Origin of the sequence: Nitrospina sp. P1_D6 (genome assembly GCF_052156615.1) — a bacterium.
In the GTDB taxonomy this organism is placed as follows: Bacteria; Nitrospinota; Nitrospinia; order Nitrospinales; family Nitrospinaceae; genus Nitrospina.
Window position 1 is genome coordinate 459,031 of the sequence record NZ_JBQKUN010000002.1, and the last position, 20,490, is coordinate 479,520.

The window sequence follows — 20,490 nt, forward strand, 5'->3', positions numbered from 1 at the left end:
TCGTTCAGCAAGTATAGCCCAATCTTCCGATAAAGGAAAATGTGTCCCATCTATGGTGGCGGTAGCTGCGGCGAAGGTTGGCGACACTCACGCCAACAACACCTATCCCACCAAATTCATCCAAAAATACCTCGCCATCCAGACCCACGTCCTCGACAGCGTTTACAAGTACGAGGTGAAAAACTGCCCTTGCTCGCCAGTTCCTGCATTCGCTCAACTGACAAAACGCATTCAACGGGTGGTGGGATGGAAAGGCAACATCGAATTCGACACCTCGCGGCCCGACAGCAACCCGCGCCTCCTGCTGGACTCGTCGCGCATCCGCGCGCTGGGCTGGTCCGCCAAAGTTCCGCTGGAAGATGGGCTGCGGATCGCCTATGATTGGTGCACTCGAACGCAGGTCCGGTGAACGGGCGAATCCGGTCCCGCTATTGAAAACGCACACAGGATGGAGGCTCATGAAATCCACCGGCACCGACAGTCCGCCCTACAAGCTGAAAAAACGCAAACTGGTCGCCGAGAACACCCGGTTCAATATTTATTTTGATCACGTCACCGGTGAAGAGGACGTCGATGTTCCGGATTATCTCGTGGTCTCCCCGAAGCGGTTTGTCGCCGATGGATTCAGCGGCGTCGCCATCCTTCCGGTGGTGGAAGGAAAAATCGCCCTGCTCAAGATTTACCGGCACGCAATCAAAAACTGGTCGTGGGAGATTCCACGCGGGTTCATCGAGCCGGGTGAAGATCTTGTGGAGTCCGTGGCTCGCGAGCTGTTTGAAGAGACCGGATTGCGTTGCGCCCAGGAAAATATTCAGCCGCTGGGATCGCTCCACCCCGACGCGGGCACGTTGTCGGCGCGGATTCAACTGTTTGCAGGAACGGAGTGCACCGTAGAGCAGCCTTACCGCGCAAACGAAATCGGCCACGCGCGCCTAGAACTATTCGATAAGGATGCCATCCAATCACGCATCCACGGCAACGACATCCAGGACCCGTCCACGCTGGTGGCCATTTTCCGTTTCCTGCATCTGGATGACCTAGCAAAAACGGAATGAGTGGTGTGCAGGATTTGCAACTCCGTAATCATCCCAATTCCATGCAGGAACCCGACACCCGGTTTGCGCGCATCTCGGTGCTAATGCCGACGCGTCACCGTTTCCAACAGGCGGCGCACTGCATTGGGAGTCTTGTCGAAACCGCGACTCATCTCCGAGCGCTGAAGGTGGTGGTGTACGTGGATGACAACGACCCATAAAGCCACACCCTCGACCCCAAAGGTAACGCCTTTTACAAAATCGTGGGCCCGCTGCGGTCCTCCAAAGTGGCACGGTCGTCATACACCAGCACCCCCTGCTCCACGCCGGGCAGGTGGGCCCATTCCACATCCAGTTCCCACTGAAGGGCTTATAGCCGGGCGCGAAAGGAGACCAGATTTTAATTTTCGCTCGTTCGACTTCAGCAGATTCGGTTTTTCATCGTAAGGGAAGGTGCCGGCGTCCGTCCCGGTCGGGCCTTCGTTGTTGCCGAAGCCGGAAGCGGAGGATTGTGGAGAGTTGGTGTTGCTTAGAGTGTGCGTCTGTGCCGGACTCTGGTTGGTGGGATCGAGTTGGTTCTGGATCCACACCATGAGGGCGACACTCAATGCCACTCCGGCCAGTCCTGCCAGCACGGTTTTCCAGTTCATACCTCCGCCTTGCTGCGACGCCGTTGAATATCCGATTCTAATACAGAGATTGTCCAGAAGAAACGGCAATCGCTCAACCGAAACAGCCTTAATGATTTTGGAATTCCTTACAAGCCTCCGGTATAGTTGTCCCGATCGCCCCGGGGACGTCTTTGCTTTTCCCCTTGTTCCATTCACGGTTCGCGCATGGAAATTCTGTTCAAAAACGAACTGGCGGCACCGCCCAAGGTCAGCTTCATCCTGCTCGACTGGTCCTGCCGTGAAAGTTTTCACACGCTGGACTACCTGAACGACCAGGCCCTGCCGCGCAGCGATTACGAAATCCTCTGGATCGAGTTCTACACCCGGCGCGCCCCGGAGATCGCCCGGTACCTGGAAGCCGATCTTAAGGCCGGCCGCCCGCCCCCGGTGGACCAATGGATCGTGCTCGATTTCCCGGAGGCCCTGTACTACCACAAGCACCTCATGTACAACGTCGGCCTCGCCGCAGCGCGCGGTGGCATCGTGACTTTCTGCGACTCCGATGCCATGGTGCGTCCCACGTTCGTCCAAAGCATCGTCGAAACCTTCGAAAAGCAAACCGCAGCCGCTGATTCCCCCGGCATCGTCCTGCACCACGACGAGGTGCGAACCGCCGACCGGCGTCACTACCCGTTCGATCATCCCGCCTTCGAGGACCTGTTGAGCGGACCCTGCCTCAACTGGAACTCCGAGGCGAAGACCACCACGGGCCTCATGGACAACGAAGACCCGCTTCACACGCTCAACTACGGTGCCTGCATGTCCGCACGGCGATCGGACCTCATCGCTCTCGGCGGCGCCGACGAGCACGCGGACTACCTAGGCCACGTCTGCGGTCCCTACGAGATGACGTGGCGCCTGGTCAATTCCGGACAGCGCGAGGTGTGGCATCCATCGGAATTTCTTTACCGCACCTGGCACCCGGGAACCGAGGGCAGCCACGACCACCGCGGCCCGCACGACGGGCGGAACATTTCCACCACGGCGCTGGCCAACCGAGTCACCGGCAGGACGAGTCCCTTTCGCGAAAATGCGGCCATCCGCCTTCTACGCGAAGGGGAAGAATCGCAGGATAACAGCGCGCTCGTTCAACTGGCGGTCGATCAGGCGGACACCGCATGCATGCAGAAGCCGCCCGGTGCCGCCCTGCCCCGGTTGACAGTCCTAGATGCGTCGTTTTTGAGTAATGCGGCTGGAAGTTTTTTTGAGCGCGCCCGCAGCGCGCTGGCCACCCACCGCACACCGAGCGACCTCGCCCGCACCGTGTTCATCACCCCGTTTAATTTTTTGCGCGAGCTGGTGCAACAGAACGGCCGGTTCCACATCAACTGCGAAACCTTTCTCGACAACCTGGATGCGGAGAAAATCCCGTCCATCGCTTTGTTCGGAGAAGGCGAGGTAGCGGAAAAGCTTTCGCGGCTGATGCATGGGCACAACGTGCAAATCAAGGCGGTGTACGGTCCCAACCCGGGAGCCACCGCATACGGCTTGCGTGTACAGGACGCGGAGAAGGCCGTAGAATTTGCTGGACCGATCGTGATCGGCTCGCGGCACGAAGCGGAATATCTGGCGGGACAACTACGCACATGGGGGGTGGATGTGGACCGCATTCGGGTGATATTATAATCGCTCTTCCGAAAAACATGCTCTTTCTCCTTCCCTTTCCCCAGAATAGACAACCCTCCCTCATGGTTTTGACTGCAAACCGGTTGCGATTATGGGTGTCCTCCTCACACAACCCAGCAAGGACCGCGTGTCCCCGCAGTTGGGTCAAAGTCTGACCGCTCTCGAAGTTCCCGTGTGGTCGATAATTATTGCGACAATCCTCGAACGCCACGAGCTGGTGTGGACCTTCGTGCAGAACATGCCCGCGCGGCTGTTCTACAAATACCTTGCAGCGCATCTCGCGCTCAACCTGTTTTCCCTTCTGTGGTTCACACTGAAAGGAAAACCGGGCATCATCCTGAAAGCCAAGTGGGACGCCGTGTGCGGGTTGCGTGACTCCCTGAAGAAACGCAGGATTATTCAAAAGCACATCGCAATCGATGAGGGAGCGCTGGAACGCGTCATGAACCGGGACTGGCGGGAACCGTTCCGCGTGTTTTTGCGGCGACGGCGTTGAATCCGTTTTAAACGGAACCGGCGGGGGGGTGGTTTTTGGTGAAGCGGTCGCGCACCAGTTGAGCGATGGCGGAATGGTAGCCGGTGGGCACGTTGCGTGAACGCCGGAGTGCATCGGCGACGGCCTTCTCGACGTCCGTCCAACCCTCACTGCCTTTGACCAGGTTCTGGTAATACTCCACCAGTTTCTGCAACACGAAATCGTAATGGGGAGCCTCGCCTGTGACGGACCGTGCGGCTTCTTCGCAGTCGCCGTTGCTTTCCACCAGCCGCTGAAAGCAGATGCCCTTGAAGCGGCTGGCCACGGTGTTGCGGCTGACTTCCAACTGTTTGGCCGTGGCGTTGATCTCGAAACCATTGGCGCGCAGGGTCTCCAGAAACTCCAAGTCCCGGTCTTTCGCCGCAGAAGGACGCGGGCGGGACGGCGGGTCCATCGCTCCCATCTCCCCTTTCAGTTGCAGGTCTTTTTCCTGAATGACGGTGCCCTCAGCCAGGGTCACGCCGCGTTCGATCACGTTTTCAAACTCGCGCACGTTGCCCGGCCACGCGTGCGCCTTCAATACCTCCATCGCTTTTTTGGAGATGCCATCGATGTTGCGTCCGTACCGGTGCTTGTAGCGGTCCATAAAATGCCAGGCGAGGAGTTCGATGTCCTTCGGCCGTTCGCGCAGCGGTTGCAGGGTGAAGGGGATGGTGTTGAGGCGGTAATAAAGGTCACTGCGGAAGCGTCCCGCTTCCATCTCCTCCTTCAAATCCTTGTTGGTGGCGGAGACGACGCGCACGTCCACCTTGTACGAACGGCTACTGCCGACGGGCGTCACCTCCCTCTCCTGCAGAACGCGCAGGAGCTTGACCTGCAGATCCGGTTTGACCTCGCCGATCTCATCGAGAAACAGCGTGCCGCCGTCCGCATCGCGGAAGCGCCCCGCCTTGTCCGACGTCGCCCCGGTGAATGCCCCCTTCACGTGACCGAACAGTTCGCTCTCCACCAGACCCTCCGGGCAGGCGGCGAGGTTGATGTCCACGAACCGTCCCGTGCGCCCGCTCAACCGGTGCAGGGCGCGGGCGAACAATTCCTTGCCCGTGCCCGATTCGCCCAGAAGCAGGACGCTGGAGGCGTTCGGCGCAACCTGTTTGAGTTCACGGAACGTTTGCACCACGGATTCCTCCAGTGTGACGATGCCGTGCTCGCGGCATTCCTGGAAGGAGGGTTCGGTGAGCCGGCCCAGCGCCGATCCCAGCCCCGTGTGCAGGCGCAGATCGCGGATACGGGCCTCCAACTGCACCTTCTCCTGTTGATACTGACGCTGAAGCGCATCCATCTCCTGCTCCCGCGCCGTGAGGTCGCGCGACAGGTTTTCAATCTCCGCCTCTACCTTCTTCTTTTCGCCGGAGAGCATCTCCGCCGTGTGCTTCATCATATCGGCGGTTTCTTTCTCCGACGACGCGTTGTAGAGCGACACCCACAGCGTGGTGACGGCGATGGCGGCAAGCGGCCCCACCACAGGCAGGACGAGGTTCGACTGAAACAGGAACGCCGCGGCAAAGGCGTAGCCCGCAAACAGGACCGCGACGAAAAACGCCTGCAATGTGTAATAGCGGATGGCCAGCACCTGCGCCGTCGCCAGGCTCAGAAACAAAACGAGGAGAACATGAAACGCAGGAGACGTTTCCCTGAGGAACGATTCGGTAAGCAGGGTGTTGATGATGTTGGCGTGCACGCCGACGCCGGGAAAATCTTTTTCCATCGGCACCGGCTTGGCGTCGTAGCCGGAAATCGTGTTGGCGACGAGCACCAGCTTGTCCTCCAGCGTGACCGACGGACCTTCCACCGACTCACCCGCCTCGGGCCGGTCCAGAACCGCCGACATGGAGGCGTGGAGAAACGTTTCACTCCAGCGTCCGGCGTAGTTGATGAGCATCTGCCCCTGTTCGTCCACCGGGATGGTGATGTCGCGCTTCACCGTACTTCCGGGAAACTGCACGTCCAGGAGCCGGATGGTATTTTTACCCGGCACCACGTTCTGCGGCGGTATTTTCAGGTATTGCAGAACACCCTGGAACGCCAGCGACGGCACCAGTTCCCTGTTGTAGTTCACGAGGAGGGGCACGCGGCGGATGATGCCGTCGGCGTCTCGATTGGTGGCGATGTGACCGAGCCCGGCCACGTGCCTGGCGAGGGAAGCCAGCGGGAAGATGGCGCGGTTGGCGAGGAAGTAACGTTTCGCTTCCGGCGGCAGGTCGATCCCTTTCCACGGCAGGCCCGTACCGCTGTGGTCGGGCGCATACGGCGCGCGTTTTTCGAGGAGCCGTACTGCCACCGGGAACACCACAGTGCCCGCCGTGTCGATGGCCTGTTGCAGGGCGCGGTCTTCGAGCGGGTCGCCTTTCAGCGCGAACAGGACGTCGTAAACCACGGCGCGCGATTTCTGGTCGGCGAGGAGTTCGATGAGGTGGGCGTGGACCGTGCGCCTCCACGGCCACCGGCCGAAGGTCTGCGCGCTTTCGTCATCCGCTTCGATGAGCACGAGGTTGGGGTCGGTCGCCACCGCGCCCCGCCACTGGAAACGCAGATCGAGGGTTTTCCATTCCCACGACTGCACCAGGTTGGGCAGGGTCCACAGCACGATGCCGGTGAGCGCGGCTCCGATCGCCCCCAGCACAATCTCCCTGAGTCTCAGCATATGCGGTGTCCGGCGTCGGTCAGCGGCTCGGTTCGCGGCCGAAGGTACCGATCATGTCGATCGGTTTTTCGGGGTCCTCTTTGATGGGAATCTTGCGGATGCCGCGGGTGTAGGAATCGTTGCGATTGAAGATGAACACTTCCGTGTGCGACTCCGCCCAGTTGCGGTCCGATTCGTTGGTGAAGGTGTCGGCGATGATGGAAATGTCGCGCGTGCCTTCCCGTGTGCCGCGCTTGAAGGTGTGGAACCCCTGTCCCAGGTTGAGGTCCACCGGCAGGCCCGGCCGCAGGGTGGCGATGGCCTTCACCCGTTCCAGCCCGGCGGGACCCTCTATGTTGAACTTGAAACCGTATTCCGGCGCGGGAATCTGGTACGTGCGTCCCGCGCGGATGAAGTTGTCCTTGTGGAACGCGTTGGGGAAGATCACCGTCGCGTCGCCGCCGGAACCGATGTCGAACAACGTCAGGTAGCTGTCGCGTTCCGCCTTCACGAAGAAAACGATGGTGTCGCCGATCTCGTATTCCTTTTTATTGGTCCAGACCCGCACGCCGAACTCGGCGTTCTTCGGTTGCGCGTAGACCAGCTTGTCGAGCTCCTGCCGGTACTCCTCATCCGCGTCCTTGATGCCGGTGCCGCCGGACTGCGGAGAAGTTTCCAACACCTTCAAATCTTCCGGGCTGATCGCCCCGCGGTCCATCAGCACACTGCCCGAACCGAGGTAGGTGTTGGACTTGACGTCGATCAACTTGGCGATGATCTGCAACCCGCCGCGCTCCATGCGGTAGGACCCGTTCACGTAAAAATCGAGCTGGTTCTCCGTCGCCACCTTTTGCGGATCGATCTCCTCATCCCCGCCCATCGCGATTTCCTTGAGCGCCAGGCTGCCCGCCTGCGCCAGGATGGCCTTGAAATCCTCCACCAGGATTTCCGTGAACGGCGTCACCTTTTTGGTGCGCGTGTCCTCAAACTGGATGACGCCCACGGTGGGCGTGGTGTCCGGTTTCACGTTCTTGATGACCGTTTCCGCCAGCTGGACGAGGCCCTGCCGCCATGCGTGGGATTTGCCGGAGAACCCTTCGATCTTTTCGATGGTGTAATGGAACGTCGCCCCTTTGTGCTGCAGGGGAACAAGCAGGGTTTCCTTGAAACGCGGATTGACCCCCATCGCCAGCCGGTCGTAATCCAGCCGCACGGCGATGCGGTGCTGGTCGGCATCGTAATCATGAATCTTCACCACCGAGGCACGGGCCTGCCCTTCCTGGTTCGTGTTCACACTCTCGTTCAACGTGCCTTTGCCTTTTTCGAACGAGAAACGCACCGGCAGTCCCGAAAGCGGGGTGTTGCCGAAATCGGTTTGAATATACGCCTGCGCCACCAGGGCCTCGCCCGGCAGCTGGAACGACTTGATGGTCTGCTTGTCGCCGGAGACGGCATCCAGCCGCACGTTGCGGATGAGGCTCGTGGCGTGGTCGCGGAACGCACCCTGGCTGAGTTCCATCGCCGCATCGCCGGAAGGCGAGGTGCGGGAGATCACCGCCAGCGTGCTGCGCAGCGGCACCAGTTTCGGCGCGAGTTCGTAGCCCTCAAAATAATGGGACAGCGCTTTCATCAACTCGCCTTTGGCTTCCGCCTCCTTACCCTGGTCGAGATGCTTTTTGAGGATGGACTCCGTCTCCGCGATCCGCTGGTTCAGCTTGCCCGCCTCCAGGGCCCGGTCCATGACCACCAGCGCGTAATACTGGTTGCGGCACTTGTCGAAATAGCCGTCCTTGCGTTCGACCCCTTCCAGCGCCGCATCGACGACGGTTTTGACCGCCGACTCCGCGTAGGTGCCCTCGGTGCTGACGAAATCCTTCATCACGGACTGGATGTTGACCTTGATGTTCTTGGCGAGTTCGGCGGTGGCGGTGTCTTTCGCGCCGGACGGGCTTTCGGCGGAGATGCCGACGCCGATGAGGTATTTGGCGGAGGGGAAGTTGGGGTGGCCCTTGCCCAGCACCCAGCCCGGTTCCGGCGGGCAGGCGGTGCGTTGTTCCATCTGTTCCATTTTCCGCAGTTTCGCCAGGTCTTCGGGGCTGGTCCCCGGACCGCCACCCGGCGTTCCGGTGGTGGCGCACCCGGCCAGGCCGAAGAGAACGAGGAAACTGACTGTGGTTCCGAAATGGTGGCGCATGGGTGTCCCCTTCTCGAATGAGTCGTTGCCGGGAATAAAGCAAAAGCCGTGCCCGGTGCGCCTCCGGCCCTGCGGAGGGACAGGAAGGCGGTGTCGTTTTCCCAATTTTCGGCGGTACCCCGTTTCGCAAACCGCCCTTTATTTCCTTCTTTCCTTCAACTCCGAGATCGGCGTTCCTCAGTTTAAACAGTTTGCCCTGCAAAAGGCATTTCTTTTTGCCCCCTGGTGCTGATGGACTGAAGGAAGTGAGGTTCTTTTACAAAAAAAACAACGTGTTTCCCGAAAAAGTTGGAATGCGCCGCTGGAGACCCGGTCCCCGGTGTGGTGGCTCTGCATGAATCGTGCATGAATTCATGCACAGTCGGGCGTCCTCATGCCGGAATTTGCCGCGTTTCGGCAGACAACTTACTTTTGCCAAACCCACCCCCTTCCACTACACTAGAAAAATCAATCCTGGATGCCGCCAATCGAAGGGGGAGTTCCGTTTGGCACGCTTTTCGCTATATACACTGCATGGATCACCCGGCCTCCGGGCCCGGGGACGCAGTTGAAGAATCCATCGGTTTATCAGGTTTCCTTTAATTGACATTCCAATTTAATCCGAGGAGGGAGTATCGATGAAAACGATTTCACGATGGAACCTTGTTTTGATGGTGGTGCTGGCGGCGTTTTTGAGTGCGTGCAGCAGCACTCCGGAAAAACCCACCGGCGGTTTCGTGCCGATTCAGGATCTGGGCGCTCCGGACTGGGTGTTGAAGGGCCAGGGCGCTTTTGACGACCGCGCGTTCTATGGCGTCGGTTCCGCCGTGGGCATCCGCAACACCTCCCTGTTGCGCACCGCCTCGGAAAACCGGGCCCGTGCCGCTCTGGCAGACGTGTTCGAAACCTACGTCAAGAAGCTCTATAAAGACTATCAAGAATCCGCCACCACCGGCGACATGAGCGCCACGTCCGAGACGCAGTACGTCGAGCAGGCGCTCAAGAACATCACCAACATGTCGTTGCGCGGTTCGACCATCGTCGATCACTGGCAGAACCCGAACAACGGGGAGATGTTCTCGCTGGCGAAGATCGATCTGGAGCATTTCGAGAAGAACCTGTCGCAGTACAATGACCTGTCCAAGCAGATTCGCGACCAGATCAAGGATCAGGCGGAGAAATCCTTCGACGAGCTGGACGCTGAAATCGACAAAATGGAAGGACGTTGAATATCATGAGAATCTGGATCGCACTGACACTGGCAATCGCACTGCTGGCGGGGTCCGCCTCCGCCAGGGAGTTCGATCCCAAATGGGTGTACCAGAGCGTCTCGCCCCGGGTCGTGCTCATCACCGGGTTTGAACCGGGCCAGAAGTTCCAGGGCATGGGCACGGGGAGCATCATCCGCGAAGACGGGCTGGTGCTCACCAACGCCCATGTGGTGGTCAACGCTTCCGCCGGGCGGCCGTATTCCGAACTGCGGGTGTTTCTGAAACCCCAGCACCTCACCGGCAACCTGAAAAAGGACACGCAGCACCGGTTCAAGGCGCGTCTGTTGATTCACAACCGGGATCTGGACCTGGCGCTGTTGCAGATCGAATCCCCGTCCGGGTCCTATTCCCCGGTGGGATTCCTCAACGCCAACCAGATCGGCATCGGCGACCGCGTGCTGGCCATCGGGCATCCGGAGTCCGGGGGGTTGTGGACGTTGACCACGGGCACCATCAGTTCACACATGCAGGATTTCCAGAACATCCCGGGCAAGAACGTGTTTCAGACCGAAACCAGTCTCAACCGGGGCAATTCCGGCGGGCCGCTCCTCGATGCCAACGGGTTGATGGTGGGCATCAATTCCAACATCGCGCGCAAAAGCAAGGACGGCTTGGCCATCACGGACATCAACTTTTCCATCAAGTCCAACGTGGCGGTGGCCTGGTTGAATGAAAACGGCTACCACTTCGGTTTCACCGCACCGCAGGTGGCCAAGCTGGAGGTGGAGGAGCCGTACGAGCCGACGGGCATCGTGCCCATTCCGAAACCCAAGGCTCCAAAGGGCATGGCGGAACCGGAATCGAACGCCATCACCAATCCGGTGAAGGAAACGGCACGGCCGAAGCCTGAGGTCGAGATGAAACCGAAGCCGAAACCACCGGTTCAGGAAACCGTACCGGAGCCCGGTCCTCAAAAGGAAGCGGAAATCCTGACCGAGAAGCGTCCGTACAAGATGGACGACCTCTTTGCGGCAACGGAAGAGGAAATGGAAGAAATGATGGACGACATCAAAAAGAAGCTGAAGGGCCGAAACAAGGGCCGGTTCAATTTCGATGACTTTTAAACGGGGTATCCGCTACCCCCGGCGGCAGTCGCCGGGGCGAAGGGAACCTTTCCAACTTCATTCCGGTTTGCATGGAAACGGGAGGCATTCATGAACAAATTGACCCTGATCCAACGCACATCGCGTTTCTGGCTGGCCTGCGGGGTACTCGCCGCCTGCCTGTTGTGGCTCGCTACGCCCGCGGTTGCAGGGTGTATTTCCGGCGATTGCAGCAACGGCTACGGTGAATTCCAGTACGACAACGGGGACCGCTACACCGGCCAGAACCTCAACAACCAGGCCCATGGTTACGGAAAGTATTTCTGGGCCAACGGCGACATTTACGAAGGGTACTGGGCGAACAACAAGAAAAACGGCTACGGCGTGTTCACCTGGATTTCGGGGGAACAGTACATCGGCAAGTGGCAGAACGACGAACGCAACGGCGCCGGGACCAACCTGTGGCCCACCGGGGAAAAATATACCGGCGAATGGATCGGCAACAAGCGCAATGGATACGGCACCAACATCTGGCCCAACCGCGAGATGTACGTCGGTCAATGGAAAGAAAACAGGCGGGACGGTCACGGCATTTACGTGTACCCGGACGGCAAAATCCTGAACGGCACCTGGCAACAGGACTCGCTGGTCAAATCGTACGATCAGGATTGATCCCGTATGGTGGACCGCCACTTTGTCAAAAGCAATTCAACGAATGCATTGGAGGCGCACATGTCTTCCCCTATAAACAGCGAAACCCGGACATCCCGCGCATGGCCTGCCCTGCTGGGGGTCATGACGGCCGGATTGTGGCTCGCCGCAGCCTCTCCCGTTTCGGCCAAATGCCTGAACGGGGAATGCAGTAACGGTTTTGGAACCTTCGAGTTCGATAACCAGGACCGGTACACGGGAGAAAACCGCAACAACAAAATGCACGGTTTCGGCAATTACGACTACAACGTTGGCGACCATTATGCCGGGGAATACAACAACGACAAGCGCAACGGCTACGGCATCTATTACTATTCCAACGGCGACCTGTACGTCGGCAACTGGAACCAGGGTAAGAAACACGGCATGGGCATGTTCCTCTGGAAACAGGGCGACCGGTATACCGGCAACTGGGTGATGGACAAGCGCGAAGGCCAGGGCGCCTACCTTTACGCCAGCGGCGATAAGTACGTCGGCGAATGGAAGCAGGACAAACGCCACGGCCAGGGAACCTATTTCTGGGCCAACGGGGACAAAGAAATCGGCACATGGGAGAACGGCGAACGTAAAAACGTCAACATGGTGAAAGCCGGAGAAACCGGCTCCTCCAACTCCCGCCAGAAGGAGACCACACCCGAACCGCAGAACCAGAAGGACGTCAAGGCCGGGTGCCTGTCGGGTGACTGCTCCAACGGTTTCGGTACCTATGTCTACAACAACGGCGACAAGTATGTCGGCCAGAACCAGGGCAACCTCCCCAACGGGCAGGGCAAGTATTACTACGCCAACGGCGATGTGTACGATGGCCAGTGGATCCAGAACAAAAAACAGGGCAAGGGCACCTTCCTGTGGTCCAACGGTGAAAAGTACGTCGGCGATTACAAACAGGACCAGCGCGAAGGCTTCGGCAGTTATTATTACGTCAACGGCAACAAGTACATCGGCGAATGGAAAGACGGCCAGAAACACGGACAGGGCACCTTCACCTGGGTGGAAGGCGACAAGTACATCGGCGAGTGGATCAATGACAAACGCAACGGCCAGGGCACCTACCTCTATGCCAACGGGGACAAATACATCGGCGGCTGGAAAGAGGACAAGAAACACGGCCAGGGAACGTACATTCACACCGACGGCACCCAGGAAACCGGAAACTGGAGCAATGGAGAACTGGCCGAACGCTTCTGACCTGACATAAGGAAACGCTATGAACCCGCAACGCTACTCATTCATTTCCACCCTGCCGGTTTCCCTGCGGGCGGTTTTACTTCTGGTCCTCCTCACCATGCTGGCGGCGGGATGCGCCACCGGCCGCACCATGACGGTCTGCCCGGACTGCACCTACACCGGCGACACACAGGATGGCCAGATGCACGGGCAGGGCTCGGCCCTTTACCACAACGGCGACAAGTACGAGGGCGCATTCGTCCAGGGCCAGCGCCACGGTCAGGGCACCTACGTCTGGGCCAACGGCGACAAGTATGTCGGCGAATGGGTGGACAACTCGCGGGAAGGCCAGGGCACGATGACCTTCCACACCGGTGACCGGTATGAAGGCGCGTGGAACAACGACACCATGCACGGTCAGGGCACCTTCACCTGGGCCAACGGCGACCAGTACGTCGGTTCCTATGTCAACGGCAAACGCCACGGCGAGGGCACGCTGACCTACGCCGATGGCCGCGTTGAAAAAGGCATGTGGAAGTTCAACAAACTGCCGTCTGAAGAAGAAACCCCGCCCCCCGTCACAGTGGAAGAAAACAGCCGCGACACGCAACCGCCCCACATCCGCATCACCTCACACGAGATGTTCCGCGGCATCGCCATCGTTCCCGTGGTGCCGTACATCCTCGTCACCGGCGTGGCGGAAGATCCCAGCGGCGTGTCGGAGGTGACGGTGAACGGCGAGACGGCGAAGGTGGACGGGTCCGGCCGTTTCTCCATCAAGATCCCGCTGGTCGAAGGGCGCAACGAGGTCACCGTTCTCGCCCGCGATGCATTCCAGAACCAGGCGCAGAAGATGTTCTGGCTGGAAGCGAAGGAAGACACGCGCAGCCTGCAGGATGAAATCCAGGCGGAGATCGCGCCGCAGTTCAAGACCGGCAAGTACCACGCGCTCATCATCGGCATCAACAACTACCGCCACCTGCCGCCACTGGAAACCGCGGTGAACGACGCCAAGGAAGTGGAACGCATCCTGAAACACGAGTACGGCTTTTCCACGACTCTTCTGTTGAACGCCGACCGCGCCGACATCATGAACGGCTTCAACGAAGTGCGCGAGCAGTTGACCTCGGACGACAACCTGCTCATCTACTACGCGGGGCACGGCGAGTTCGACAAGGCGGTCAACAAGGCATACTGGCTGCCCGTCGATGCGCAGCCCGACAACGACACCAACTGGATCATCGTGGACAACATCACCACCAACATCCGGCGCATGTCCACGCGCCATGTGCTGGTGGTGGCGGACAGTTGTTATTCCGGCACGCTCACCCGCTCGTCCATCACCAAGCTGACCACGGCGGATGAAAAACAGCGCTTCCTCAAGAAAATGATGGAACGCTCCTCGCGTACGCTGATGGCCTCCGGCGGCAACGAGCCGGTGGCGGATGGCGGCGGCGGCGGACACAGCATCTTCGCCAGTGTCTTCCTGCGCGCACTGCGAAGCACCGAGGAGAACACCTTCACCGCCGAGCAGCTGTTCCACTCCTACATCAAGGAAGCGGTGGCGGGGCAGGCCCAGCAGGTGCCGGAATACAACATCATCAAAAACTCCGGCCATGCCGGGGGGGATTTCGTCTTCATCCGCAAACCGTGAGGAAACATCATGCGTCACCGTGTGGCCCGGCCCGAAACTTTTTTCCGGTGGGCCGCGCTGACTCTGTTGATCGGCATGACGGCCACCGCCTGCACCACGTATCCCAAATGCCTGGGTGAATGCGCCAACGGACGCGGCACGCTTTTGCTGGAGTCAGGCGACCACTACGTCGGCGAGTTCCAGGACGGGGCTTTCCACGGTTACGGCACCCTCAACCAGGCCACGGGCGAGCACTATACCGGCGAATGGCGCCATGGACTGCGCCACGGCCAGGGCACCCAGGTGTGGCCGAACGGCGATCGTTACACCGGCGGCTGGAAGCAGGACCGACGGCACGGGCCGGGCATTTTCAACAAAGCGGACGGTACGGGGCAAAGCGGCCGCTGGCAGGACGGCCGGCTGGTGGACCCGGATTCGGAACGCGTGGAATCGGGACGCCGGTTCTGAGCGCACCAAACTCACTTGCCAACCGCCGCCGTCGGCCTTAACTTAGGAATACACGGCACACCGCGTTTTCGCGAAGGGGACAGAATGAACGGCATGAATAACAAACTCAGTCATTCCGGTAAAGGTGCGTTTCGGCGCGGATTCGCCGCGGCGGCGCTCGCCCTTTGCCTGGTGTGGCCCGCCCTTCCCGCCTTCGCCGACAACTGCCTCTCCGGCGACTGCCAGAATGGATTCGGCACCCTGGTCCGCGACAACGGCAACAAGTACGTTGGCGAATTCAAAAACGGCAAGTTCCACGGCCACGGCACCTACTCCTTCAACGAGGAAAAGTGGAAGGGCGACCAGTACACGGGCGAATTCAAGAACGGACAGTACCATGGACTCGGCACCTACTCCTGGGCCAACGGCGACAAGTACACCGGCGACTTCAAAAGCGACGCTCCCAACGGGCATGGCACCTACACCTGGGGAAGGGAACCCTGGCTGGGAGACAAGTACGTTGGCGGCTTCGTCAACTGGAAAAAGGAAGGCTTCGGCACCTACTACTGGAAGGAAGGCGACAAATATGTCGGCGAATTTTCAGGCGATGCCTCCAACGGGGAAGGGACCTATTATTACGCCAACGGGGATGTGTACAAGGGCGAGTTCAAGGACTGGAAAAAGGACGGCCAGGGCGAGTTCACCTGGAAACGCAAGCCCTGGACCGGCGACCGTTATGCGGGTTCCTTCCAGGCCGACGAGCTGAGCGGACAGGGCACCAAGTTTTATTCCAGCGGCGACAAATATGAGGGTTCCTGGGAAAACTGGAAACGCCACGGATTCGGCACCTACACCTGGAAGAACGGCAACCGCTACATCGGCAACTGGGTTCACGGAAAAAAGGATGGCCACGGAACGCAGTACTACGCCAGCGGCGACCAGTACGACGGCGAATTCAAGGAAGACCAGTTCCACGGCCAGGGCGTTTACATCTGGGGGCGCGACCCGTGGAAAGGCGACCAGTACAACGGCGAGTTTATAGAAGGCAAGTTGAACGGATTCGGCACCAAGGTGTACGCCAGTGGGGACAAGTACACGGGTGAATGGAAAGACTGGAAAAAACACGGCTACGGCACTTATACCTGGAAAAACGGCGACACCTACACCGGCGAATGGGTGGACAGCAAAATGCACGGCCAGGGGACCTTTTCCTACGCCAACGGCAGTCGTGACGTGGGTACCTGGGAAAACGACAAGCCGTTGAAAGTCATTCACTACGATCCGGGTGAAAAGAAACAGGACAAGCAGCCGCCGATCGTCGTGCAGAAACCGCAGACGGTGAAGCCGATGGACAACTCGCCGCCGGTCATCACCGTCACGTCGCACGAGGTGTCCCGCGGCATCGTACCCGTACCCACTTCCCCGACCACCCACGTGACGGGGATCGCGCAGGATGAAAGCGGCATCGCCGAGGTCCTGGTCAACGGCCAGCCGGCCCAGGTCCAGTCCAGCGGCGAGTTCGCCGCCACCATCCCCATCAACCCGGGCAAAAGCGAGATCGTCATCCTCGCCCGTGACATCCACCAGAACACCACGCAGAAATCGTTCTGGCTGGAAAGCCGCACGACCACCGAGGAGCAGACCGTCATCGCCAAAAAGCCGGACGTAAAGAAAAGCTTCATGGAAGAGATGGGCAGGCTGGACTCCGGCGACTACCACGCCATCATCATCGGCATCAACGACTACAAACACCTGCCCAAACTGGAAACCGCGGTCAACGACGCGAAAGAGGTGGAGCGGGTCCTCCGCCAGAAATACGGATTCAAGACGAATTTGCTGATCGACGTGTCGCGCACACAGATCATGCGCGCCTTCAACAACGCCCGCAAGATGATGGGGCCGAACGACAACATTCTTATCTATTATGCCGGGCACGGCGAATTCGACAAGACCGTCAACAAGGCCTACTGGCTTCCCGCCGACGCGGAACGCGACAGCGACGCCAACTGGCTGATCGTGGACAACATCACCACCAACATCCGCCGCTTCGCCTCGCGCCACGTTCTGGTGGTGGCGGACAGTTGTTATTCGGGGACGCTCACGCGCTCGGCCATCACCAACCTGTCCACTCCGGACCAGCACAAGCGCTTTCTTGAAAAAATGCACAAGCGGTCATCGCGCACGCTGATGGCCTCCGGCGGCAACGAGCCGGTGGCGGACGGCGGAGGCGGCGGGCACTCGGTGTTCGCGCGCGCCTTCATCGACGCGCTGCACATGGTGGAGGAGGAAATCTTCACGGCCGAACAGTTGTTCTACAAGTACATCAAGGAGCCGGTGGCGGGACGCGCCGAGCAGGTGCCGGAATACAACATCATCAAGAATTCCGGCCATGCGGGCGGCGATTTCGTCTTCGTCAAAAAGCAGTGATTCAATTCGGCACAGGACGCGCCGTTCGGGGACAGGTCAGGGTTTGTTTTGAAAAGGTGACGGCGTGACCGTGCGGGTGCACTCTTCCTGGATGAAGTCCACCAGCCGCTGCCGGTAGAGACCCGGTTCCATGCGCGCGCCATCCGCCACCAGCGCATCCACTTTGTCGGCGAACCCCTCGCCGGGCGCCAGGCCGGAACACAAACGCTTGATCTTCTTATGCAGGGTGTCGATCACCTCTTCGCCGTCGTCCACCAGTTCTTCGGACAGCTTTTCTCCGGGACGCACGCCGGTGATCCTGATTTCCATGTTCTCGCCCGGCGTGTAACCCAGTAAACGGATCATCTTTTCCGCCAGATCCATCAGTTTCACCGGACGGCCCATCTCCAGCATCAGGATCTCGCCGCCACGGCCGATGGTCCCCGCCTGCAGAATCAGCTGCACCGCCTCCGGAATCAGCATGAAAAACCGCTCCATGTCCGGATGCGTCACCGTCACCGGGCCGCCGCGCTCGATTTGCTTCTGGAATAGAGGCACCACACTGCCGTTGCTCCCCAGCACATTACCGAATCGCACGGTCATGAAATCCGTTTGCGACCTCTGCGCCTTGTATTGAATGTACCGCTCGGCGATCTTCTTGGTCATCCCCATCACGCTGGTCGGCCGCACCACCTTGTCGGTGGAAACGAGGATGAATTTTTCCACTCCATGGCGTTCGGACAAATCCGCGGTGATGCGCGTGCCCTGCACGTTGTTGAGCACTGCCTCGTCCGCATTTTCCTCCATCAGGGGAACGTGCTTGTGCGCGGCCGCGTGAAACACCAGTTGAGGACGGAACCGCTGGAACAGGGCTTCCAGTTTTTTCTCCTGCGTGACAGACAGAAAGAAATACTTCCGTTCGGCGTTGGTCTTCTCCCCGTTCAACTCCATGTTCAGGTCGTACAGGTAGTTCTCGCACTTGTCGATCATGATGAGCATCGCCGGATCGTATTCCAGCAGCTGGCGGCACAGCTCGGAGCCGATGGACCCGCCCGCGCCGGTCACCATGATTTTCTTGCCCCCGACCATGTTCTGGATCATCGACAGGTCCAGGTACACCGGTTCGCGGCCGAGGAGGTCGGTGATTTCAATGTTGCGGATTTTCGAGATGTGCGGCTGATGGGTAACGAGATCGAAAAAGGAGGAAACGGTTTTGTATTTCACATTGGCATCGCGGCACACTTTCACCACCGCTTCCATGCGCTCCGCGTCCATGCTGGTGACGGCCACCAGCACCTCCTGGATGCCCAGCGACTCTTTCAACTCGGGCAGGTCCTTGTGCCCGCCCAGCACCTTGACGCCCATGACCTGGTGATGGAGTTTCTTGGGATCGTCGTCGAGGAATCCCCGCACGGAGTAGTGCGGCGAGAAGCGGCGCAGGTGCTTGAGCAGGTAGGCGCCCGTGTAGCCCGCACCCAGGATGAGGATCGGCACCCGGCCCTTGCCGCGGATGCCGGCTTCCTGGTTTTCGCGGTCGGTGAGCAGTTTCCAGCCCAGGCGCGAAGAGCCGAGCATGAGGACCACGAGGATGAGGTCCATGAACAGCACCGACCGGGAAACGAGGTGCGCGCGGTTATACAGGAACATGAAGACCAGAACCAGCGCCGTGCCCATCGCCGCGGCCTTCAGGATCTGCTGAAGGTCTTCCCAGCTCGCGTACTCCCAGAACCGCGAATAAAAACGGCAAAGGGCGAAGGAAAACGCGCGGCACAACAGGACAATGGGAGCGAGGTCCAGAAAGACCTCCATCTGTTCCCTGGGGAGAGAGCCTTCGAAACGCAACAGAAACGCCAGGTACAGAGCCATCAGGCAGACCGTCAGGTCGAAACCCAGCAGGATGACCTTCCGGAATTTTTTCTTAAAAGCGCGCATGACTGGTGTTCCTTCGTGCGACCCGGTTTTGGATGCCGGCACTTGTAAAAATTGGTAGGGCTCCTCTTCGCCGACTGCTCAGGGGCACAATCTGGAATATCGAGTTTACCATAAACGGTTGTTTTTCATTATGAAAATCCCTTATAGAAAGTGGTGAGGCCAAACTTTCCCCGTCTTTGCGTAATGTGATACAATTCCTTGGTTTTATTGAATTTATTAAATTTGGAGCACGGCAGTCCGGTTTGTTACTGCCGCCATGCCGCCCAACCGGCGGAAATTCAAAATTTTTTTAATTCGAGGGAGCGTGCATGCTCACCCTGATGCTCATCACCAATCACCCGGACCTGGCGAAAAACGCCGTCGCCGCCGGCGTGAACCGCATTTTCGTCGATCTGGAGGTGATCGGCAAAAAGGAGCGGCAGGGGCATCTGGACACGTGGATCAGCGGCCACAACATGGACGACGCCCGCCGCGTGCGCGAAGCCATCCCGGACGCGGAACTGCTCATCCGACTCAACCCGCCGCACGACCGGATCGGTGACGAAATCGAGCAGGCGCTGGCCATCGGCCCCGAGTTGCTGATGCTCCCCATGTTCCGCACCGCGGACGAACTGGCGCGTTTTTCCGAACAGGTCAACGGTCGTGCCGGGGTGGTGCCGCTGGTGGAAACGCCGGAGGCGGCGGACGCGCTGGAGTCGATCGTCCGGGTACCGGGACTCAAGGAGGTGTACATCGGCCTCAACGACCTGCACCTCGGCCTCAAGCAGAATTTCATCTTCCAGCCTCTGGCCGACGGCATGGTCGATGCGCTGGCCAAGACCGTGCTCAACGCCGGACTGCCCTTCGGCTTCGGCGGCATCGCGCGCATCGGGGAGGGTCAACTGCCGGGCGAGATGGTGCTGGGGGAACACCTTCGGCTGGGATCGTCGTCGGTCATCCTGTCGCGCACCTTCCAGCGCGGCCTCGTGGAGGAGGACGGCCGCGTGGACCACACCAAATTGAAATACGAAATCGAAAAGCTGCGGGAACACGAGGAATACATGCAGGCACGCACGCCGGAACAAATTGAGCTGGACCGTTCCAAGGTCGTGGAGATCGTCAAACTGCTCAGCAAAGTGCGGTAGGCCCTGACTTTATGCCCACCCACCCAAAATGAGGTCTGCTATAATGGCGCGTCCGTTCCCATCCGCCCGGCCGCGGTATCCGCAACATTCCGGA

The 20,490-nt window shown here is 59.5% G+C and carries 16 protein-coding genes; 13 read left to right on the top strand and 3 right to left on the bottom strand.

What is annotated here, in order from left to right:
• Window positions 1-52: 52 nt before the first annotated feature.
• The 5 genes from ACTRXA_RS05715 to ACTRXA_RS05735 all read left to right on the top strand — a co-directional run bounded on the left by ACTRXA_RS05715 (window position 53) and on the right by ACTRXA_RS05735 (window position 3,827).
• Complete coding sequence (locus tag ACTRXA_RS05715) at window positions 53-409, top strand: hypothetical protein (protein ID WP_442426243.1); 357 nt, start codon at window positions 53-55, stop codon at window positions 407-409.
• Window positions 410-458: 49 nt separating this feature from the next.
• Complete coding sequence (locus ACTRXA_RS05720; RefSeq protein ID WP_442426244.1) at window positions 459-1,055, top strand: NUDIX hydrolase; 597 nt, start codon at window positions 459-461, stop codon at window positions 1,053-1,055.
• The gene (locus tag ACTRXA_RS05725) at window positions 1,052-1,255 is read left to right on the top strand and encodes a hypothetical protein (protein ID WP_442426245.1); all 204 of its coding nucleotides are present in this window, start codon (window positions 1,052-1,054) and stop codon (window positions 1,253-1,255) included. The genes ACTRXA_RS05720 and ACTRXA_RS05725 overlap by 4 nt, the downstream gene beginning before the upstream one ends.
• 615 nt (window positions 1,256-1,870) lie before the next feature.
• Entirely contained in the window at window positions 1,871-3,331 is a 1,461-nt protein-coding gene (locus ACTRXA_RS05730) for a glycosyltransferase (RefSeq protein ID WP_442426246.1), read from the top strand.
• 91 nt (window positions 3,332-3,422) lie between these two features.
• Window positions 3,423-3,827: a hypothetical protein gene (locus ACTRXA_RS05735; protein WP_442426247.1), complete on the top strand. Its 405-nt coding sequence runs from the start codon at window positions 3,423-3,425 to the stop codon at window positions 3,825-3,827.
• Between the two features lie 7 nt (window positions 3,828-3,834).
• Here ACTRXA_RS05735 and ACTRXA_RS05740 read toward each other — a convergent pair whose 3' ends face one another.
• Together ACTRXA_RS05740 and ACTRXA_RS05745 are read right to left on the bottom strand one after the other, a co-directional pair.
• Window positions 3,835-6,510, bottom strand: coding sequence for a sigma 54-interacting transcriptional regulator (locus ACTRXA_RS05740; protein ID WP_442426248.1), 2,676 nt, complete (start codon window positions 6,508-6,510; stop codon window positions 3,835-3,837).
• Window positions 6,511-6,529: 19 nt separating this feature from the next.
• The gene (locus tag ACTRXA_RS05745; protein ID WP_442426249.1) at window positions 6,530-8,683 is read right to left on the bottom strand and encodes a DUF4384 domain-containing protein; all 2,154 of its coding nucleotides are present in this window, start codon (window positions 8,681-8,683) and stop codon (window positions 6,530-6,532) included.
• A gap of 617 nt (window positions 8,684-9,300) precedes the next feature.
• On the opposite strand from ACTRXA_RS05745, the gene ACTRXA_RS05750 reads away from it, so the two are divergent.
• From ACTRXA_RS05750 to ACTRXA_RS05780, 7 genes are all read left to right on the top strand, one after another.
• Window positions 9,301-9,891: an LPP20 family lipoprotein gene (locus tag ACTRXA_RS05750; RefSeq protein ID WP_442426250.1), complete on the top strand. Its 591-nt coding sequence runs from the start codon at window positions 9,301-9,303 to the stop codon at window positions 9,889-9,891.
• Between the two features lie 5 nt (window positions 9,892-9,896).
• The gene (locus tag ACTRXA_RS05755; RefSeq protein ID WP_442426251.1) at window positions 9,897-10,997 is read left to right on the top strand and encodes a trypsin-like peptidase domain-containing protein; all 1,101 of its coding nucleotides are present in this window, start codon (window positions 9,897-9,899) and stop codon (window positions 10,995-10,997) included.
• A 90-nt stretch (window positions 10,998-11,087) separates the two neighbouring features.
• A complete protein-coding gene (locus ACTRXA_RS05760; RefSeq protein WP_442426252.1) occupies window positions 11,088-11,648 on the top strand; it encodes an MORN repeat-containing protein in 561 nt (186 codons plus the stop codon).
• 60 nt (window positions 11,649-11,708) lie between these two features.
• Window positions 11,709-12,875, top strand: coding sequence for an MORN repeat-containing protein (locus tag ACTRXA_RS05765; RefSeq protein ID WP_442426253.1), 1,167 nt, complete (start codon window positions 11,709-11,711; stop codon window positions 12,873-12,875).
• 19 nt (window positions 12,876-12,894) lie between these two features.
• Window positions 12,895-14,508, top strand: coding sequence for a caspase family protein (locus ACTRXA_RS05770; RefSeq protein ID WP_442426254.1), 1,614 nt, complete (start codon window positions 12,895-12,897; stop codon window positions 14,506-14,508).
• A 9-nt stretch (window positions 14,509-14,517) separates the two neighbouring features.
• Complete coding sequence (locus ACTRXA_RS05775; RefSeq protein WP_442426255.1) at window positions 14,518-14,955, top strand: MORN repeat-containing protein; 438 nt, start codon at window positions 14,518-14,520, stop codon at window positions 14,953-14,955.
• Window positions 14,956-15,039: 84 nt separating this feature from the next.
• Complete coding sequence (locus tag ACTRXA_RS05780; protein WP_442426256.1) at window positions 15,040-17,361, top strand: caspase family protein; 2,322 nt, start codon at window positions 15,040-15,042, stop codon at window positions 17,359-17,361.
• A 36-nt stretch (window positions 17,362-17,397) separates the two neighbouring features.
• Here the strand turns inward: ACTRXA_RS05780 and ACTRXA_RS05785 are convergent, their stop codons facing one another.
• Window positions 17,398-19,272 (bottom strand): polysaccharide biosynthesis protein, encoded by a 1,875-nt coding sequence (locus tag ACTRXA_RS05785; protein ID WP_442426257.1) that lies wholly within the window; start codon window positions 19,270-19,272, stop codon window positions 17,398-17,400.
• A 308-nt stretch (window positions 19,273-19,580) separates the two neighbouring features.
• Here ACTRXA_RS05785 and ACTRXA_RS05790 point away from each other — a divergent pair, with 308 nt between their 5' ends.
• A complete protein-coding gene (locus ACTRXA_RS05790) occupies window positions 19,581-20,396 on the top strand; it encodes an aldolase/citrate lyase family protein (protein WP_442426258.1) in 816 nt (271 codons plus the stop codon).
• Window positions 20,397-20,490 lie beyond the last annotated feature (94 nt).

Coding starts and splice junctions, on each gene's coding strand:
- ACTRXA_RS05715 (WP_442426243.1), top strand. CDS start 53: ATGGTGGCGGTAGCTGCGGCGAAGGTTGGCGACACTCACGCCAACAAC.
- ACTRXA_RS05720 (WP_442426244.1), top strand. CDS start 459: ATGAAATCCACCGGCACCGACAGTCCGCCCTACAAGCTGAAAAAACGC.
- ACTRXA_RS05725 (WP_442426245.1), top strand. CDS start 1,052: ATGAGTGGTGTGCAGGATTTGCAACTCCGTAATCATCCCAATTCCATG.
- ACTRXA_RS05730 (WP_442426246.1), top strand. CDS start 1,871: ATGGAAATTCTGTTCAAAAACGAACTGGCGGCACCGCCCAAGGTCAGC.
- ACTRXA_RS05735 (WP_442426247.1), top strand. CDS start 3,423: ATGGGTGTCCTCCTCACACAACCCAGCAAGGACCGCGTGTCCCCGCAG.
- ACTRXA_RS05740 (WP_442426248.1), bottom strand. CDS start 6,510: ATGCTGAGACTCAGGGAGATTGTGCTGGGGGCGATCGGAGCCGCGCTC.
- ACTRXA_RS05745 (WP_442426249.1), bottom strand. CDS start 8,683: ATGCGCCACCATTTCGGAACCACAGTCAGTTTCCTCGTTCTCTTCGGC.
- ACTRXA_RS05750 (WP_442426250.1), top strand. CDS start 9,301: ATGAAAACGATTTCACGATGGAACCTTGTTTTGATGGTGGTGCTGGCG.
- ACTRXA_RS05755 (WP_442426251.1), top strand. CDS start 9,897: ATGAGAATCTGGATCGCACTGACACTGGCAATCGCACTGCTGGCGGGG.
- ACTRXA_RS05760 (WP_442426252.1), top strand. CDS start 11,088: ATGAACAAATTGACCCTGATCCAACGCACATCGCGTTTCTGGCTGGCC.
- ACTRXA_RS05765 (WP_442426253.1), top strand. CDS start 11,709: ATGTCTTCCCCTATAAACAGCGAAACCCGGACATCCCGCGCATGGCCT.
- ACTRXA_RS05770 (WP_442426254.1), top strand. CDS start 12,895: ATGAACCCGCAACGCTACTCATTCATTTCCACCCTGCCGGTTTCCCTG.
- ACTRXA_RS05775 (WP_442426255.1), top strand. CDS start 14,518: ATGCGTCACCGTGTGGCCCGGCCCGAAACTTTTTTCCGGTGGGCCGCG.
- ACTRXA_RS05780 (WP_442426256.1), top strand. CDS start 15,040: ATGAACGGCATGAATAACAAACTCAGTCATTCCGGTAAAGGTGCGTTT.
- ACTRXA_RS05785 (WP_442426257.1), bottom strand. CDS start 19,272: ATGCGCGCTTTTAAGAAAAAATTCCGGAAGGTCATCCTGCTGGGTTTC.
- ACTRXA_RS05790 (WP_442426258.1), top strand. CDS start 19,581: ATGCTCACCCTGATGCTCATCACCAATCACCCGGACCTGGCGAAAAAC.